The sequence below is a fragment of the Pseudomonas citronellolis genome, assembly GCF_001586155.1.
In the GTDB taxonomy this organism is placed as follows: Bacteria; Pseudomonadota; Gammaproteobacteria; order Pseudomonadales; family Pseudomonadaceae; genus Pseudomonas; species Pseudomonas citronellolis.
The window spans coordinates 5937080-5953976 of record NZ_CP014158.1; the positions used below are offsets into that span (position 1 = coordinate 5937080).

The 16897-nt window shown below is 66.5% G+C and carries 14 protein-coding genes and 2 rRNA genes; 6 read left to right on the plus strand and 10 right to left on the minus strand.

Going from position 1 to position 16897, the window contains the following annotated elements; all coding sequences use genetic code 11:
• Positions 1–540 precede the first annotated feature (540 nt).
• From PcP3B5_RS25995 to PcP3B5_RS26010, 4 genes are read right to left on the minus strand one after another with little or no spacing between them, the layout of a single operon-like run.
• On the minus strand, positions 541–1140 hold the full coding sequence (locus tag PcP3B5_RS25995) for an HAD family hydrolase (protein ID WP_061562772.1): 600 nt from the start codon (positions 1138–1140) through the stop codon (positions 541–543).
• Entirely contained in the window at positions 1137–2006 is an 870-nt protein-coding gene (tesB, locus tag PcP3B5_RS26000; RefSeq protein WP_009615691.1) for an acyl-CoA thioesterase II, read from the minus strand. The genes PcP3B5_RS25995 and tesB overlap by 4 nt, the downstream gene beginning before the upstream one ends.
• On the minus strand, positions 2003–3619 hold the full coding sequence (locus tag PcP3B5_RS26005) for a nitroreductase family protein (protein WP_061562773.1): 1617 nt from the start codon (positions 3617–3619) through the stop codon (positions 2003–2005). The genes tesB and PcP3B5_RS26005 overlap by 4 nt, the downstream gene beginning before the upstream one ends.
• A complete protein-coding gene (locus PcP3B5_RS26010; protein ID WP_061562774.1) occupies positions 3616–4179 on the minus strand; it encodes a GNAT family N-acetyltransferase in 564 nt (187 codons plus the stop codon). The genes PcP3B5_RS26005 and PcP3B5_RS26010 overlap by 4 nt, the downstream gene beginning before the upstream one ends.
• Positions 4180–4289: 110 nt before the next feature.
• Here PcP3B5_RS26010 and PcP3B5_RS26015 point away from each other — a divergent pair, with 110 nt between their 5' ends.
• The 4 genes from PcP3B5_RS26015 to PcP3B5_RS26030 all read left to right on the plus strand — a co-directional run bounded on the left by PcP3B5_RS26015 (position 4290) and on the right by PcP3B5_RS26030 (position 8007).
• Positions 4290–5210 carry a histone deacetylase family protein gene (locus PcP3B5_RS26015; protein WP_061562775.1) on the plus strand — a complete coding sequence of 307 codons (921 nt, stop codon included), beginning with the start codon at positions 4290–4292 and terminating at the stop codon, positions 5208–5210.
• A gap of 545 nt (positions 5211–5755) precedes the next feature.
• Entirely contained in the window at positions 5756–6931 is a 1176-nt protein-coding gene (locus PcP3B5_RS26020) for a TIGR03862 family flavoprotein (protein WP_061563338.1), read from the plus strand.
• Positions 6932–6968: 37 nt separating this feature from the next.
• Complete coding sequence (locus PcP3B5_RS26025; protein WP_061562776.1) at positions 6969–7574, plus strand: GNAT family N-acetyltransferase; 606 nt, start codon at positions 6969–6971, stop codon at positions 7572–7574.
• A 61-nt stretch (positions 7575–7635) separates the two neighbouring features.
• Positions 7636–8007 (plus strand): VOC family protein, encoded by a 372-nt coding sequence (locus PcP3B5_RS26030; protein ID WP_061562777.1) that lies wholly within the window; start codon positions 7636–7638, stop codon positions 8005–8007.
• Positions 8008–8041: 34 nt separating this feature from the next.
• Here the strand turns inward: PcP3B5_RS26030 and PcP3B5_RS26035 are convergent, their stop codons facing one another.
• The 3 genes from PcP3B5_RS26035 to PcP3B5_RS26045 all read right to left on the minus strand — a co-directional run bounded on the left by PcP3B5_RS26035 (position 8042) and on the right by PcP3B5_RS26045 (position 10717).
• Positions 8042–9373, minus strand: coding sequence for an RNA helicase RhlE1 (locus PcP3B5_RS26035; RefSeq protein ID WP_061562778.1), 1332 nt, complete (start codon positions 9371–9373; stop codon positions 8042–8044).
• 45 nt (positions 9374–9418) lie between these two features.
• The gene (locus PcP3B5_RS26040; protein WP_043273362.1) at positions 9419–9895 is read right to left on the minus strand and encodes a LabA-like NYN domain-containing protein; all 477 of its coding nucleotides are present in this window, start codon (positions 9893–9895) and stop codon (positions 9419–9421) included.
• 87 nt (positions 9896–9982) lie between these two features.
• Entirely contained in the window at positions 9983–10717 is a 735-nt protein-coding gene (locus PcP3B5_RS26045) for a DUF2076 domain-containing protein (protein ID WP_061562779.1), read from the minus strand.
• 172 nt (positions 10718–10889) lie between these two features.
• Between PcP3B5_RS26045 and PcP3B5_RS26050 the strand changes: the two genes are divergently transcribed.
• Entirely contained in the window at positions 10890–11543 is a 654-nt protein-coding gene (locus tag PcP3B5_RS26050) for a YciC family protein (RefSeq protein ID WP_043273363.1), read from the plus strand.
• A 27-nt stretch (positions 11544–11570) separates the two neighbouring features.
• On the opposite strand, the gene PcP3B5_RS26055 is transcribed toward PcP3B5_RS26050, so the two are convergent.
• The gene (locus tag PcP3B5_RS26055) at positions 11571–12410 is read right to left on the minus strand and encodes an SDR family oxidoreductase (protein ID WP_009615679.1); all 840 of its coding nucleotides are present in this window, start codon (positions 12408–12410) and stop codon (positions 11571–11573) included.
• 208 nt (positions 12411–12618) lie between these two features.
• Here PcP3B5_RS26055 and PcP3B5_RS26060 point away from each other — a divergent pair, with 208 nt between their 5' ends.
• Positions 12619–13368 carry a substrate-binding periplasmic protein gene (locus PcP3B5_RS26060; RefSeq protein WP_061562780.1) on the plus strand — a complete coding sequence of 250 codons (750 nt, stop codon included), beginning with the start codon at positions 12619–12621 and terminating at the stop codon, positions 13366–13368.
• A gap of 293 nt (positions 13369–13661) precedes the next feature.
• Here PcP3B5_RS26060 and rrf read toward each other — a convergent pair.
• Positions 13662–13777, minus strand: a 5S ribosomal RNA gene (rrf, locus tag PcP3B5_RS26065).
• 134 nt (positions 13778–13911) lie between these two features.
• Positions 13912–16801, minus strand: a 23S ribosomal RNA gene (locus PcP3B5_RS26070).
• Positions 16802–16897: the final 96 nt, after the last annotated feature.

Genomic DNA, 16897 nt, shown 5'->3' on the forward strand with positions numbered 1-16897 from the left:
GATGAATCCTACGCAACCCCACCCACGCCATTCCAATGTAGGAGCGCGCCCTGCGCGCGATTTCGCGGGCAGGGCCCGCTCCTACAGGTTGCCGTGAGGCATGGCATTCTCACCCGTAGGAGCGGATTCATCCGCGATTCCGCCGGCAGGGCGGAGGCGCCCAGGCCAACCTTGGCGCCGCCGGGGATCGCCGTTAAACGGCGGATAACGCGGAGCGTTATTCGCCCTACGCATTCGCCATGCTGCACGGCATGTCCCCGTTGGGACAACTTGCGCCGAGGCGCGCTTCGTAGGATGGGTTGAGCCTGCGAAACCCATGCTGCCGTGGTGATGGGTATCGCTTCGCTCGACCCATCCTACGACGGCGTTTCTCCGCACTTCGAGCGGACCTTGTCCGCGATAGCCGGAACCACCGGCGCCATTCCAATGTAGGAGCGGATTCATCCGCGATTCCGCCGGCAAGGCGGACGGCGCCCAGGCCAACCTCGGCGCCGCCGGGGATCGCCGTTAAACGGCGGATAACGCGGAGCGTTATTCGCCCTACGCCAACACCCCGGCCAGGCGTCCCAGGGCTGCGCAATCCACGGCGTGCCAGTCGCTCAGTTCCGGCCAGGGGTTTTCCGCCAGGTTGACCAGCGCCGTGTAGCTGCCCGCCGCGCGGCCGCATTCCAGATCGAAGCGGTAGTCGCCGACCATCAGCATCTCCCTGGGCTGCACGCCCCAGCGCTCGGCCAGGTGCAGCAGGCCGTCGGGGTTGGGCTTGGGCCGGGCTTCGCCGCGGCCGAGGATGTCGCCAGTGGCGAAGCAGTCGCCCAGGCCGATGGCCTGCAGGGTCACCAGCGCCAGCTCGTGGGCGTTGCGGGTGAGGATGCCGAGGCGGTAGCCGGCCTCGTGCAGCGCGCGCACCAGGTCCACCGCGCCGGGCGCGGCGGTGGAGGCCAGCGCCAGCTCGCGTTCGTGCTCCAGCAGCCAGGCGTGCTTGGCCGCCGCCTCGGCCGCGGGCAGCGCCGCCAGGTGGGTGAGGATGTCGTCTTCCTGGGGAATGCCCAGGGCCCGCTTGATCGCCGGGAAGTCGTGCACCGCCAGGGTCAGGGTGCCGTCCATGTCGAACACCCAGTGACGGATCAGGCCCGGTTTCATGCCCAGTCCTCGCGGCGGCGGATCAGGCCTTCCTGGGTCGACGAGGCCACCAGTTGGCCGTCGCGGTTGAAGATGCTGCCGCGCACGAAGCCACGGCCGTTGCCGGCCCAGGGGCTGTCGATGGCGTACAGCAGCCACTCGTCCGCGCGCAGGTCGCGGTGGAACCACACGGAGTGGTCGATGGTGGCCACTTGCATGTCCTTCTGCCACACCGAGCGGCCGTGGGGCAGCAGCGAGGTGGTGAGGAAGCCGAAGTCCGAGGCGTAGGCGAGAATGTACTTGTGCAGCGCCGGCACGTCCGGCAGCTTGCCGTCGGCGCGCAGCCAGAGGTACTTGATCGGCTCGCCGACCTGCGGGTCGTAGGGGTCGTTCTGGGTGACCGGGCGGATCTCGATGGGCTTGGGGTACAGCAGCTTGTCGCGGATGCGCTCGGGGAACTGGGCGATGCTGCGCTGCTTGAGCTCCAGGTCCGTCGGCAGGTTCTCCGGGCCGACCACGTCGGGCATCGGGATCTGGTGCTGGAAGCCCTCCTCGTCGTACTGGAAGGAGGTGCTCAGGGCGAAGATCGGCTGGCCCTTCTGGATCGCCGTGACGCGGCGGGTGCTGAAGGTGCCGCCGTCGCGCACGCGGTCGACCTGGTAGACCACCGGCATGCTGGCGTCGCCCGGGCGCAGGAAGTAGCCGTGCATGGAGTGCACGTGGCGCGCCGGCTCCACCGTCTGGCTGGCCGCCGACAGCGCCTGGCCGAGCACCTGGCCGCCGTACAGCTGGCGGAAGCCGAGGTCCTGGCTGATGCCCCGGAACAGGTTTTCCTCGATGGGTTCCAGGCTCAGCAAAGCCACCAGGTTGTCCAGGATCTGGGTCATGACGTTTCCTCGGAATCGGTACTGCGAATGGGATGCGGGCGGCGCGGCTGGGGGTACGCGGGCGAACTGCTCAGGCGAGTGTCCCATACCGCGCGGCCGATGGTGAAATGATAGAGGCTGACCGGGCGGTCCGGGCCTTCGCCGAGCAATTCCCGCAGCGCCTCGTCGAAGTAGCAGCCGATACCGGTGCCCGAGAGCCCGGCGGCCTCGGCCTCCAGGTAGAGCAGCTGGCCGATCTGCCCGGCCTCCCAGTACAGTCGCGGGTAGGTCCAGGGGCCTTCGGCCAGGGCGGCGTCCAGGTCGGCGAGCATGGCGAAGGCCACGCAGCCGTCGCTGGCGATGTCCTGGCCGCAGGAGAGGAAGGCCGAGAGCTGGCGGGCGTCGCCTTCCAGCAACAGGTACAGCGGCAGCTCGGCGTCCGCCCGGCGCCACTGGAAGTCCCCGCGCAATCCGCCCGGCGCGCGGCCGCTGCGGCCCAGCCAGTAGAGCCCCGGGGCAAGGCCCTGGACGCGGTGGACGAACAGCAGCAGGTCGATGCGCGGCGGCTCGCCCGAGCAGGCGAAGGGCACCGGCGAGTTATCCGGCAGCAGGCGGCGCAGCCAGGCCAGCAGCAGTTCGGCGTGGATGCCGCTGCGGCCGTCCAGGCTCTGTGCGCTGCGCCGGCGGTGGAGGATCGGGCGCAATGGCAGGCCGGGGTTTTCCGCAGTCGCCTCGGCGCACGGCAGGCGCCAATCGGCGGGAGCCAGCGCCGGCGCGCGGCACAGCGCGTGGACGCGCTCCAGCTCCGGCCAGTGCCGGTAGCTGCGCGAGAGGCGATTCGGAGCGCCCTGAAACTCCAGCGCCGCCAGCCCCCGCAGCAGCGCCTCGGGCACACGGGGCTCGCCGTCCTGGGGCGGACCTATCCACAGCAACGCATCCACCGCTTCGCGCTCGTGGAAACCTTCGCGGTCGAGGCCGAACGCGGCATCCAGACTGCGCTCGTCCAGCGCGCGCAGCAGCCGCACTTCCCAGCCCTGGATGGCCGCGGCGATGGCCAGGGCCGCCAGCGCGTGGCCGAAGTCGTGCTGGCAGTAGCGGTAGGCGCGCTCGCCGTACTTCCAGGCTTCGCGCCAGGGAATGCTGGCCAGCGCCAGCAGCAGACCGGTGTCGGGCAGTTGCTGCGCCACGGCGGGTGGCAGCTCGGCGCGCACTTCCAGCAGGTGTTCGTCGGCGGTGTAGTGGGCCAGCACGGCGGACTTGTCCACAGCCCCGGCCGGCAGCAGCAGGTAGGCCTCGGTGGGGTGCAGGTTGCCGCTGGAGGGGTTGACGCGCAGCGCCCAGCGGCTGCCGCCGGCTTGCTTCCAGGCGGAGATCGCCAGGCTGTCGTAGAGCAGTTGCGAGACGCTTTCCAGGCCCAGCGGCGCGGGCTCGCCGAGGGGGCCGGCGAACACGCCGTCGTAGCCCGGCGATTCCTCCTGCGGGCGGTGCAGCAATTCGATCGGCCGCGCCCCGGCGTAGCGGCGGAAGGGCGCCGGCTGGGTCGCCCAGTTCAGTTGGCCGGGCCCAGGGGCGAAGCGCTCCGGGGCATGGCAGCTCAGCGCGTGGTAGGCGCGCACATCGTCGGCGGCGCTCATGTCTGCGCCTCCAGCCATTGCTCGCGGCTGATGCGGAACAGCACGTGCGGGCGCAGCGCGTGGCCCTGGGGCAGGCGCGGGTGCTCGAAGTCGGCAGCCGCATCACGCCGCATGCCCAGGCGCCGCATCAGGCCCTGGGACGGCAGGTTGGCCGGCACGGTGAAGGCCACCACCTCGGTAAGGCGCAGGTGCGCGAAGGCGTACTCCAGCACCGCCCGCGCCGCCTCCAGCGCATAGCCCTGGCGCCAGAACGCCCGGTTCAGCCGCCAGCCGATCTCCACCGCCGGGGTGAAGGTGGCCTCGAAGCCCACGTGCTGTACGCCCAGCACGCCGAGGAAGGCGCCGTCGTCGCGGCGCTCGACTATCCACTGGCCGAAGCCGTGCTCGGCGAAGTGCGCGTGGATGCGCGCGGCCAGGGCGTCGCTGTCCTCGCGGCCCATGCAGGCGGGGAAGTGGAGCATCACCTCGGGGTCGGCGTTGAGGGCGGCGAAGGCCTCCAGGTCGCCGTCGCGCCAGGGGCGCAGCAGCAGGCGCGGAGTGCTCAGGCTGGGCAGGTGCATGGTTCGCCTCGGCAAGGTTCGTCAGCTGCCTATTGTGCCCCATGCGCGGCCCTGGCGCCCGGCCGCGGGGCCGGCTTACCCTTGCCGCTGAACAGCCCGAGCCCCGCCCCATGCCGTTGCCCCTGGTCTACCACGACGACTACAGCCCGCCCTTCCCCGCCGGCCACCGCTTCCCCATGGAGAAGTTCCGCCTGCTCAAGGAACACCTGGTGGACAGCGGCCTGACCAGCGACGCGGCGCTGCTGCGCCCCGAGCCCTGCCCGGCGGACATCCTCGCCCTGGCCCACGACCGCGGCTACATCGAGCGCTATTGCAGCGGCGACATGAGCCGCGAGGAACTGCGCCGCCTCGGCCTGCCCTGGAGCGAGGCCCTGGCCCGGCGCACGGTGCGCGCGGTGGGCGGCTCGCTGCTGGGCGCGGAGCTGGCGCTAAGGCACGGCCTGGCCTGCCACCTGGCCGGCGGCACCCACCACGCGCACCACGACCACGCCTCGGGCTTCTGCATCTTCAACGACCTGGCGGTGATCGCCCTGCACCTGCTGGCAAGCGGCCGAGCCGGGCGCGTGCTGATCTTCGACTGCGACGTGCACCAGGGCGACGGCACCGCGCGCATCCTGGAACAGGTGCCGGACGCCATCACCGTCTCGCTGCACTGCGAGAAGAACTTCCCCGCGCGCAAGGCGCACAGCGACTGGGACATCCCCCTGCCGCTGCACATGGGCGACGCCGACTACCTGCGGGTGGTGGACGAGGCGCTGGACTACCTGCTGCCGCTGTACCAGCCGGACCTGGTGCTCTACGACGCCGGGGTGGACGTGCACAAGGACGACGCCCTGGGCTACCTGAACCTCACCGACGCCGGCCTGGCCGCCCGCGACGAGCGCGTGATCGAACGCTGCCTGGCCCGCGACATCCCGGTGCTGGGGGTGATCGGCGGCGGCTACGACAAGGACCGCGCGGCCCTGGCCCGGCGCCACGGCATTCTCCACCACAGCGCGCAGCGCGTCTGGCAGCGCCTGGGCCTGGGCTGAGTTGTCCACGGCAACTGTGGAGCAACCTGTGGAAAACCTGCGGGGAGTCTGCCCTGGCCCACGCCGGGCCTGGGCCGCAGCCGGATGTACGAAAGATGACCAGACAGCGTTCGGAGGAAAAGGTGCGACTTTTCCACGGATGCTGTGGAACCTCCTGTGGAAAAACTGCGGGGCATTCGCTGCAGCCCAGTATTCACGGGCCATCCAGCCCAACGAACAAAATATGACCAGCACACCCGTAGGATGGGTTGAGCTTGCGAAACCCATGCTGCATTCGATGGGTATCGCTACGCTCCACCCATCCTACGTGGGGCAACGTTGTCCCCGAAAGCTGTGGAGCCGCCTGTGGATATCCTGGGTACAAACCTGTGACTTGCTTACGCGCCGGGGCCCCCGCGCAGGCGCCGGCGAATTGACCAGCCCCGGCCGCCAGCGGCTAGGCTAGAATGCGCGCCCTTTCCACCGACCATGCCCAGCCCATGACCGAGCACAGCTCCCTGCCCTCCCCCAGCGCCATCGTCATCGGCGGCGGCCCCGCCGGCCTGATGGCCGCCGAAGTGCTGGCCGGCGCCGGCGTGCGCGTGGCGCTGTACGACGCCATGCCCTCGGTGGGGCGCAAGTTCCTGCTGGCCGGCGTCGGCGGCATGAACATCACCCACTCCGAAGACCAGGCAGCCTTCGTCGGCCGCTACGGCGAGCGCCGCGCGGAAATCGGCGCGCTGCTCGCGGATTTCGACAGCCAGGCCCTGCGCGAGTGGATCCATGGCCTGGGGATAAATACCTTCGTCGGCACGTCCGGCCGCGTCTTCCCCACCGACATGAAGGCTGCGCCGCTACTGCGCGCCTGGCTCAAGCGCCTGCGCGACAGCGGCGTGGTTATCCACACCCGCAGCCGCTGGCAGGGCTGGGACGAGCAGGGCCGCCTGCTGGTCGACGGCCCCGAAGGGCGCCAGGCCCTGCAGGCCGACGTGACCGTGCTGGCCCTGGGCGGCGGCAGCTGGCAACGCCTGGGCTCCGACGGCGCCTGGGTGCCGATGCTGCAGGCGCGCGGCGTGGCGGTCGCGCCCCTGCGGCCGTCGAACTGCGGCTTCGAAGTCGCAGGTTGGAGCGAGTTCTTCCGCGACAAGTTCGCCGGCGCGCCGGTCAAGCCGGTGGCCATGGGCCTGGAAGGCGAGGCGCCGCGCCAGGGCGAATTCGTGGTCACCGCCGGCGGCATCGAGGGCAGCCTGGTCTATGCGCTGTCCGCCGGCATCCGCGAGCGCATCGCCCGCGACGGCTCGGCCAGCGTATTGCTCGACCTGCTGCCCAACCGCAGCATCGAGCAGGTGGCGAAAGCCCTGGCCCAGCCGCGCGGCTCCAAGTCCATGGCCAACCACCTGCGCGGCCGCCTGGGCCTGGACGGCGTGCGCGCCGGCCTGCTGCGCGAGTTGTCCACAGCCGCCGACTACGCCGAGCCGCAGCGCCTGGTCGCGCTGATCAAGGCCCTGCCGCTGACGGTAGTGCGCCCGCGCCCGCTGGACGAAGCCATCAGCAGCGCCGGCGGCGTCACCTTCGAGGCTGTGGATAAGCAGCTGATGCTCAGCGCCCTGCCCGGCGTGTTCTGCGCCGGCGAGATGCTCGACTGGGAGGCGCCCACCGGCGGCTACCTGCTCACCGCCTGCTTCGCCAGCGGCCGCGCCGCCGGCCTGGGCGCCTTGCGCTGGCTGAAGATGGAACCATAGTGCTAGATTTCGGATTCTCCCCAGCAGAGTCCGCGCCATGCCCCTGAGCTTCCGCCCGGCCCGCCCCGAGGACGTCGACGCCGCCGTCCCGCTAATCTACAGCTCTGGCCCCGATGCCTTCGACTACGCCTTCGCCCGCCCGGGGCGCAACAGCGCCCAGGACTTCCTGCGCCACGCCTTCGTCCAGGGCGGCGGCCAGTTCGGCTGGCGCCAGCACACGGTAGGCGAACTGGACGGGCGGGTGGTGGCGGTGGGCACCGTGTTCGGCGGCGAGGCCAACCTCGGCTACCTGCTCGCCGCCAGCCGGCAGATATTCGGCTTCTTCGGCCTGGGCGCGGCGGCGGTGATCCGCCGTGGCCTGCAACTGGAGCGGATCATCTGCCCGCCGCCGAAGCGGACGCTGTACCTCGCCCATCTCGGCGTGGCCCCGGAGTTGCGCGGCGAAGGCCTGGGCAGCCAGTTGATCGACCACTTCCTCGACCACGGCCGCCGCGCCGGCCTGCCCATGGCCGCCCTCGACGTGTCGGTGGCCAACCCGCGCGCCCAGGCGTTGTACGAGCGCCTGGGCTTCACGGTGCAGGCCGAGCGCCACTCCAACCTGCCGGGCGTGGCCAGCCACCGCTACATGCAGCACGCCCTCTGAGCCTGAGCTAGACTGCGCGCCAGCCGCCCGGCAGAGGCCAGTGCCACGACAAGGAAGCGCCATGAGCAAGCTGAACAGCATCGAGCTGAAAGTCTTCGTCCCGGCCCGCGACTACGCCCAGTCCCAGGCCTTCTACCGCGACCTGGGCTTCGCCAGCCCGTGGAGCTCGGAGGAGCTGAGCTACTTCCATCACGGCGACCACTGCGCCTTCCTGCTGCAGAACTACTACGTGAAGGAATTCGCCGAGAACCTGATGCTGCACCTGCTGGTGGAAGACGCCGACGCCTGGTGGCAGCGCCTGCGCGAGATCGATATCGCCGGGCGCCATGGGGTGCAGTTGGGGGAGCCGGAGGACCGGGCTTGGCGGATGCGGGACTTCACGCTGCATGATCCGAGCGGGGTGTTGTGGCGTATCGGCCACAACCTCGATTGAGCGGGGGCACGGCTTTTCGTACCACCTCGCGCCCTCAGCGGCCCTTCGGCTTGCCCTTGCCGGCCGGCGCCTTGGCGAAGCCCGGCGCCTTGCGCACCGCCTTCACCTGGGGCTTGTCGGCCAGCAGCTCGCCCAGGTGGATATTGCCCGGCTTGGCCGGCACCTTGGGCTGCTTGGGTTTCTTCGGCTTCTTCAGCACCTGGCCGCCCAGGGTCGTCTGCGGCACCCTGTGCTCGGCCTCGAAGCCGTCTTCTTCGGAGCGCGGCAGCAGTTGCCCGATCAGCGTCTCGATGGCCGCCAGCTGCTGCACCTCGTCGGCGCACACCAGCGACAGGGCCTGACCACTGGCGCCGGCGCGGCCGGTGCGGCCGATGCGGTGCACGTAGTCCTCGGCGACGATGGGCAGGTCGAAGTTGACTACCAGCGGCATCTGGTCGATATCCAGGCCGCGGGCGGCGACGTCGGTGGCCACCAGGAAGTCCACCTCGCCGTCCTTGAACCGCTGCAGTGCGCGCAGGCGCGCCGGCTGCGGCTTGTCGCCGTGGATGGAGTCGGCGGCGATGCCTTCGGCCTGGAGCACGCCGACCAGTTCGTCGACGCCCTTGCGCGTCTTGGCGAACACCAGGGCCTGGCGCCAGCGGCGAGCCTGCAGCAGGTGCAGGAACAGCTCGGCCTTGCGCTTCTTGTCCACGGTGATCAGTTGCTGCTTCACCGTCTTCGCCGCGGTGTTGCGCGGCGCCACCTCGATGGACAGCGGGTCGCGCAGCAGGCCGCCGGCCATCTGGCGGATCGCCTCGGAGAAGGTGGCGGAGAACAGCAACGTCTGGCGCCGCTTCGGCAGCGCGGCGAACACTTCTTCCAGCTCGCGGGCGAAGCCCAGGTCGAGCATGCGGTCGGCCTCGTCCAGCACCAGCACCTGCAGCTGGGTGAATTTCAGGGCGTTCTGCCGGTACAGGTCGAGCAGCCGCCCGGGGGTGGCCACCAGCACGTCGACGCCCTTGCGCAGCTTCATCATCTGCGGGTTGATGCTCACCCCGCCGTAGGCCACCGCCGTGCGCAGCGGCACGTGCTGGCCATAGGCGCGGAAGCTGTCGTGCACCTGCTCGGCCAGTTCGCGGGTGGGCACCAGCACCAGGGCGCGCACCGAGTTGGCGGCCACCTGCGGGCCTTCCTGCAGCAGCTTCTGCAGCAGCGGCAGGGCGAAGCCGGCGGTCTTGCCGGTGCCGGTCTGCGCCGCGGCCAGCAGGTCGCGGCCCTTGAGCACGGCGGGGATGGCCTGGGCCTGCACCGGGGTCGGGTTCTGGTAGCCGAGGCCGTCGAGGGCGCGCAGCAGGGGTTCGATCAGGCCGAGGGCGGCGAAGGTCATGGAGCACTCACGCAACGGAAGGTGGAATGGGCGGCATTGTAGCCGCTAGTGGCGCAGCAGCAGCTCGCCCTCGATGGGCACATAGCGCGTCGCCGAGCGGATCAGCGCCTGCGCGGTCAGGCCCGGTACGCCATAGGCGGCGGCCGTCTTGCCCTGGGCGCGGACGCGTTGCAGCAGCAGGTCGAAGTCGCCGTCGCCGGAACACAGCACTATTTCGTCCACCCGCGCCACGGCGTCGAGCACGTCGATGGTGATGCCCACGTCCCAGTCGCCCTTGGCCGAGCCGTCGCTGCGCTGGATGTAGGGTTTGAGCTTCACCTCGAAGCCGAGGTTGCGGAGGATCTGCTGGAACTGCTGCTGGCGCGGGTCGCCACGCTCGATGGCGTAGGCATAGGCTTCGACTATGCGGCCTTCGCGGCTCAACTCGCTCCACAGGGCAGCGTAGTTGAAATGGCAGCCGTAGGCCTGGCGAACCGTGTAGTAGAGGTTCTGCACATCGGCGAACAGGGCGAGGGTTTTCAACGGCGGCTCCGGATCAGGCGGTGGGCACGCATTATCGCAGCCCACCGCCGCGCCGCCAGCCCCGCGTCGTCGGCGCGGGGCCATCGATCAGCTGAACATGTCGCCGTCGTCGTCGAAGAAGCTGGAGTCGTCGGCGAAGCCGCCATCGTCGTAACCGGTGTCGGTGAAGCCGTTGTCGGCGTAGCGATCACCGTCGAGGGAGGACTGGCTGGAGTCGTCCAGCCCGGAGGATTGCGGGTCGAAATGCTCGGCGGGGACCTCTTCCTGGATCACCTCGACGATTTCCTGCGGCTGCGAGTGGTGGAACATGTTGGTCAGCAGGTCCGCCACCATCATGCCGCCGGCCACGCCCGCGGCGGTCTGCAAGGCGCCACGCAGGAAGCCGCCGCCCTGGGCCGGCGCGGCCTGGGGCGCGGCGGGGCGGAAGTCGTTGGGGTTGCTGGCGTAGCTGGCATTGGCGCCGGGCTGGGAGAAGCGCGTCTGGCCCCAGCCGTCCGGGCGCTGTTGCGCTTGCTGGGGTTGCGCCGCTGCTTCGCGCTGGCCGCCGCCGAACAGGCCGGCGAGGAAGCCGCCGCTGCTGGGGCGGTTCTGCTGCAGGCTGGCGACCTGGGCTTCGAGTTCCTTGACGCGCTGGTCCAGGCGCTTGATCGCCGCCTCCTGGATCAGCATCGCCTGCGCCATGTAGTAGGGCGCGGCCGGCTGGCGCACGAGGTGCTGGTTGATCTGCGCCTCGGCCTGGGCGTCGCGCGGCGCGGTTTGCCGCTCGGCTTCCTGCAGGCGGGTGAACAGGCCATCGATCAGGGTTTGCTCTTCGGAATTCATCTGGGGCCTCGAGTGAGCACCGGGGGAGGGAACGCATCACTAGATTGGATCGGCCGGCGAAAAAACAAGTTCCGGTCGATGAAAACTTCTTCATCCACGCTGGCGGGGACTCTGGTCTGCGCCGCCGGGCATGGGTTAGAGTCGATTGCCAACTGGTCCCCTAGACGAGCCGATGAATCCCATCTCCATCCTGCGCGATACCTGGTACTTCTTCAGCCGCCACATCGGCACGCTGCTGCCGCTCTGCCTGCCCTGGATCGTCCTGGAGACGCTCACCCAGCAACAGCTGAGCATGGCCGCCAATTCCCAGCAGTTCGCGCCCTGGGGCATGGCCGCCGGGTTGATCTTCTACCCCATCTACACCGCCAGCCTGCTGCTTTACCTGGTCGACTTCGGCGAGGGCCGCCAGCGCGGCGTCGGCGAGCTGTGGCGCGCGGCGCTGCGCCTGTGGCCGGCCTTCGCGCTGCTCTCGGCGCTGAGCTCGCTGCTGATCGTCATCGGCCTGTCGCTGATGGTGCTGCCGGGCATCTACGTGATGATCAAGCTGGCCTTCGCCGAGGTGCTGCTGGTCAAGCGTGGCCTGCGCCCGATCGATGCCATGCGCGAGAGCTTCCGCCTCACCGGCGGGCACTTCTTCCTGCTGCTCAGCACCGTGCTGGTGATCCTCGCCCCCACCTGGGCCCTGCAGGGCTGGATCGAGCAGCTGAGCGAGAACGCCCTCGGCTACAGCCTGGCGCTCAGCGCCCTCAGCGGCTTCTTCCAGTTGCTGCTGACCGTCGCCGCCTACCGCATCTACATCCTCGGCCCGGAGCGCGAGGAAGCCTGAGGTCTGCTCCGCGCAGCGCAGGAGCGCTCAGCGCCGGCTCGGCTTCAGCCCGGACATGCGCGGCACCAGCAGGCGCTCGAACAGCCAGGGGCAGTAACGGGCCAGGATGCGCGCGCGCCAGTTGACGTTGGACAGCACCAGCAGGCGCTTGCGCTGCAGGGCGCCCTGGTAGATCGCTTCGGCCACGTCGCGCGGGGAAGCCACTTCGCTGCCCAGCACCACGGCCGGCTGGCGGATAACCGAGCCGTCGCCGACCAGGGCGTTCTTGCGCAGATCGGTGGCGGTGAAGCCGGGGCAGGCGAGGGTCACCGAGACGCCGGTGCCGTCCAGTTCCATGCGCAGGGTGTCGAACAGGCCATGCAGGGCATGCTTGCTGGCGTTGTAGGCGCTGCGATAGAGCAAGGGGGCGAAGCCGGTCAGCGAACTGAGCACGACTATCTGCCCCTGGCGGGCGATCAGGCTGGGCAAGGCCGCCCGGGTGCAATGCAGGGCGCCGTAGAAGTTCACCGCCATCACCCGCTGGAACACCTTCAGGTCGGTCTCGGCGAACAGGCTGCGGTGGGTGATGCCGGCGTTGTTGATCAGCACGTCGATGCCGCCGAAGCGTTCGATGGCGACGGCCACGGCCTGCTCCACCGCGGCGGGTTCGGTGATGTCGCAGCGCAGCCCCAGGGCCTCGACGTTGAGGTGCTGCTGCAGGTGCTGCACCAGGCTGTCGAGCGCGGCCTGGTCCAGGTCGAGGATCACCGGCCTGGCGCCCGCCTGGGCGAAGCGCAAGACCAGCGCACGGCCGATGCCCGAGCAGCCGCCGGTCACCAGGACCGTCTTGTGCAGGTAGACCTTGCTGGAGAAGACCTTGCGTGGCATGTGCGGAGCCCTCGGCCAGGCCCGGGTGCGGCCGGCAGCCCCTCAAGCATAGCCCCGTGGCGGTCGCGCTCCGGCCGCCCCTTGTGCCGCTGGTCGCAGCCCTTGAATGTCGCCGCCGCTTTGCCGGCCGCGGACTGGACAAGCCCCGGTTGGCGACTCATGCTCAATGCAGACACCAACACAAGAACGATAAAGGTGCGGCGCAGCAATGCTCAAGAAACTCCTGTTCCCATTGGCCTCGTCGCTGCTTCCGGCGTCGCTGGCCCATGCCCTGCCAGGCCCGGCCGGTGGCCCCCAGTCGCTGGCGGTCGGCTATTACGAGTTCCCGCCGTACATCTATACCGACGATGACGGCAGCACCCAGGGCGAAGGTGCCGAACTGATCCGCAAGCTGCTGCGCCAGGCCGGCTACCGCGCCGAACTCCGGGCCCTGCCCAGTGCCCGCCTCTACCAGGGCCTGCGCGACGGCAGCGTGCAACTGTGGGCCGGGGCCCCCGGCAAGCCCGAGCTGGCCGAAAGTACCCTGGAGTGCGAGCACGTGCTCGGCCAGGTCACCCTCAACCTCTATCGCCTGGCGTCCCATCCCGCCCCGCGCCTGCCCCAGGGCCTGGCCGGCAGCCGGGTGATTCTGATCAGCGGCTACAGCTACTGGCGGCCCGCTACCCAGTTGCTGGACGACCCCCGGCTCAACCTGGAAGTCCACCGCACCAGTACCCACAGCGCGGCGCTGCAGATGCTTCTGCGCGAACGAGGCGACTACCTGCTGGACTACCAGGCCCCGGTGGAAGAAGCCCGCAACGCCGCCGGCCTGCCGCCGCTGGCCTACGACACCCTCTACCGTCTGCCGCTCAAGCTCATCGTCTCCCGTCGCACGCCCGATGCCGAACAACTCCGCCAGCGCCTGGACCAGGCTTTCGAGCAGTTGAATGCGAAAGGGGAGAAGGTGGAGCTGAACTGAGGCCACCGGCCTGCCGGCCGGATCGCGGATGAATCCGCTCCTACGGGATGCAGCCCCGTAGGATGGCGTTGAGCGAAGCGATACCCATCACGCCATGGCTTTCACGCAGGGCGCGCGCCTACAGGGGAGCGCCACGGGTGGGGCGGCGTAGGAGCGGATCTTATCCGCGAAGTGCGCCGGGACCTCCGGTGATCGCGGACAAGGTCCGCTCCTACAGGGAGATGCGCCGGCTTTTCCGCGCGCCAAAGCAAAACCCCCGACCAGCCAGGCTGATCAGGGGTTTTGGGATAGGTGCTTGACGATGACCTACTCTCACATGGGGAAACCCCACACTACCATCGGCGATGCGTCGTTTCACTGCTGAGTTCGGGATGGGATCAGGTGGTTCCAACGCTCTATGGTCGTCAAGCAATTCTTTCGGATGCTCGTGGCTTGCGCTCACGCTCACCCAGATTCGGGTATGTGACAGGTCTTCTTTGCGGTTCACACGAACTTTCGGTTCGTCGACTTCACCGTCTAACACACAAATTGTTTGGGTGTTATATGGTCAAGCCTCACGGGCAATTAGTATCGGTTAGCTCAACGCCTCACAGCGCTTACACACCCGACCTATCAACGTCGTAGTCTTCGACGGCCCTTCAGGGGAATCAAGTTCCCAGTGAGATCTCATCTTGAGGCTAGTTTCCCGCTTAGATGCTTTCAGCGGTTATCTATTCCGAACATAGCTACCCGGCAGTGCCACTGGCGTGACAACCGGAACACCAGAGGTTCGTCCACTCCGGTCCTCTCGTACTAGGAGCAGCCCCTCTCAAATCTCAAACGTCCACGGCAGATAGGGACCGAACTGTCTCACGACGTTCTAAACCCAGCTCGCGTACCACTTTAAATGGCGAACAGCCATACCCTTGGGACCGGCTTCAGCCCCAGGATGTGATGAGCCGACATCGAGGTGCCAAACACCGCCGTCGATATGAACTCTTGGGCGGTATCAGCCTGTTATCCCCGGAGTACCTTTTATCCGTTGAGCGATGGCCCTTCCATACAGAACCACCGGATCACTAAGACCTACTTTCGTACCTGCTCGACGTGTCTGTCTCGCAGTCAAGCGCGCTTTTGCCTTTATACTCTGCGACCGATTTCCGACCGGTCTGAGCGCACCTTCGTACTCCTCCGTTACTCTTTAGGAGGAGACCGCCCCAGTCAAACTGCCCACCATACACTGTCCTCGATCCGGATCACGGACCAGAGTTAGAACCTCAAGCATGCCAGGGTGGTATTTCAAGATTGGCTCCACGCGAACTGGCGTCCACGCTTCAAAGCCTCCCACCTATCCTACACAAGCAGGCTCAAAGTCCAGTGCAAAGCTACAGTAAAGGTTCACGGGGTCTTTCCGTCTAGCCGCGGATACACTGCATCTTCACAGCGATTTCAATTTCACTGAGTCTCGGGTGGAGACAGCGCCGCCATCGTTACGCCATTCGTGCAGGTCGGAACTTACCCGACAAGGAATTTCGCTACCTTAGGACCGTTATAGTTACGGCCGCCGTTTACCGGGGCTTCGATCAAGAGCTTCGCTTTCGCTAACCCCATCAATTAACCTTCCGGCACCGGGCAGGCGTCACACCCTATACGTCCACTTTCGTGTTTGCAGAGTGCTGTGTTTTTAATAAACAGTCGCAGCGGCCTGGTATCTTCGACCGGCGTGGGCTTACGCAGTAAATACTTCACCCTCACCGGCGCACCTTCTCCCGAAGTTACGGTGCCATTTTGCCTAGTTCCTTCACCCGAGTTCTCTCAAGCGCCTTGGTATTCTCTACCCGACCACCTGTGTCGGTTTCGGGTACGGTTCCTAGTTACCTGAAGCTTAGAAGCTTTTCCTGGAAGCATGGCATCAACCACTTCGCTCTCTAAAAGAAAGCTCGTCATCAGCTCTCGGCCTTGAACACCCGGATTTGCCTAAGTGCCCAGCCTACAACCTTAAACTTGGACAACCAACGCCAAGCTGGCCTAGCCTTCTCCGTCCCTCCATCGCAGTAACTAGAAGTACAGGAATATTAACCTGTTTCCCATCGACTACGCATTTCTGCCTCGCCTTAGGGGCCGACTAACCCTGCGTCGATTAACGTTGCGCAGGAACCCTTGGTCTTTCGGCGTGGGAGTTTTTCACTCCCATTGTCGTTACTCATGTCAGCATTCGCACTTCTGATACCTCCAGCAAGCTTCTCAACTCACCTTCACAGGCTTACAGAACGCTCCTCTACCGCGCATCTTGCGATGCACCCGTAGCTTCGGTGTGTGGTTTGAGCCCCGTTACATCTTCCGCGCAGGCCGACTCGACTAGTGAGCTATTACGCTTTCTTTAAAGGGTGGCTGCTTCTAAGCCAACCTCCTAGCTGTCTAAGCCTTCCCACATCGTTTACCACTTAACCACAACTTTGGGACCTTAGCTGACGGTCTGGGTTGTTTCCCTTTTCACGACGGACGTTAGCACCCGCCGTGTGTCTCCCACGCTGACACTTCCAGGTATTCGGAGTTTGCATCGGTTTGGTAAGTCGGGATGACCCCCTAGCCGAAACAGTGCTCTACCCCCTGGAGTGATACGTGAGGCGCTACCTAAATAGCTTTCGAGGAGAACCAGCTATCTCCGAGCTTGATTAGCCTTTCACTCCGATCCACAAGTCATCCCCTACCTTTTCAACGGGAGTGGGTTCGGTCCTCCAGTCAGTGTTACCTAACCTTCAACCTGCTCATGGATAGATCGCCCGGTTTCGGGTCTATACCCAGCGACTAAACGCCCTATTAAGACTCGCTTTCGCTACGCCTCCCCTATTCGGTTAAGCTCGCCACTGAATATAAGTCGCTGACCCATTATACAAAAGGTACGCAGTCACCCAACAAGTGGGCTCCCACTGCTTGTACGCATACGGTTTCAGGTTCTATTTCACTCCCCTCTCCGGGGTTCTTTTCGCCTTTCCCTCACGGTACTGGTTCACTATCGGTCAGTCAGTAGTATTTAGCCTTGGAGGATGGTCCCCCCATGTTCAGACAACGTTTCACGTGCGCCGTCCTACTCGATTTCACTTCCAAGAACCTTTCACATACGGGGCTATCACCCACTATGGCCGCACTTTCCAGAGCGTTCTGTTAGATTCTAAGAAGCTTAAGGGCTAGTCCCCGTTCGCTCGCCACTACTAAGGGAATCTCGGTTGATTTCTGTTCCTCAGGGTACTTAGATGTTTCAGTTCCCCTGGTTCGCCTCACACACCTATGGATTCAGTGTGTGATAACCAGCTTGTGCTGGCTGGGTTTCCCCATTCAGAGATCTCCGGATCAAAGTCTGTTTGCCGACTCCCCGAAGCTTATCGCAGGCTACCACGTCTTTCATCGCCTCTGACTGCCAAGGCATCCACCGTATGCGCTTCTTCACTTGACCATATAACCCCAAGCAATCTGGTCATACGTCTCGAACGTGAAGACGACATTCGCCGAAAATTCGCGCTTGAACTCGCAAATTTTACCTTGACTTGAA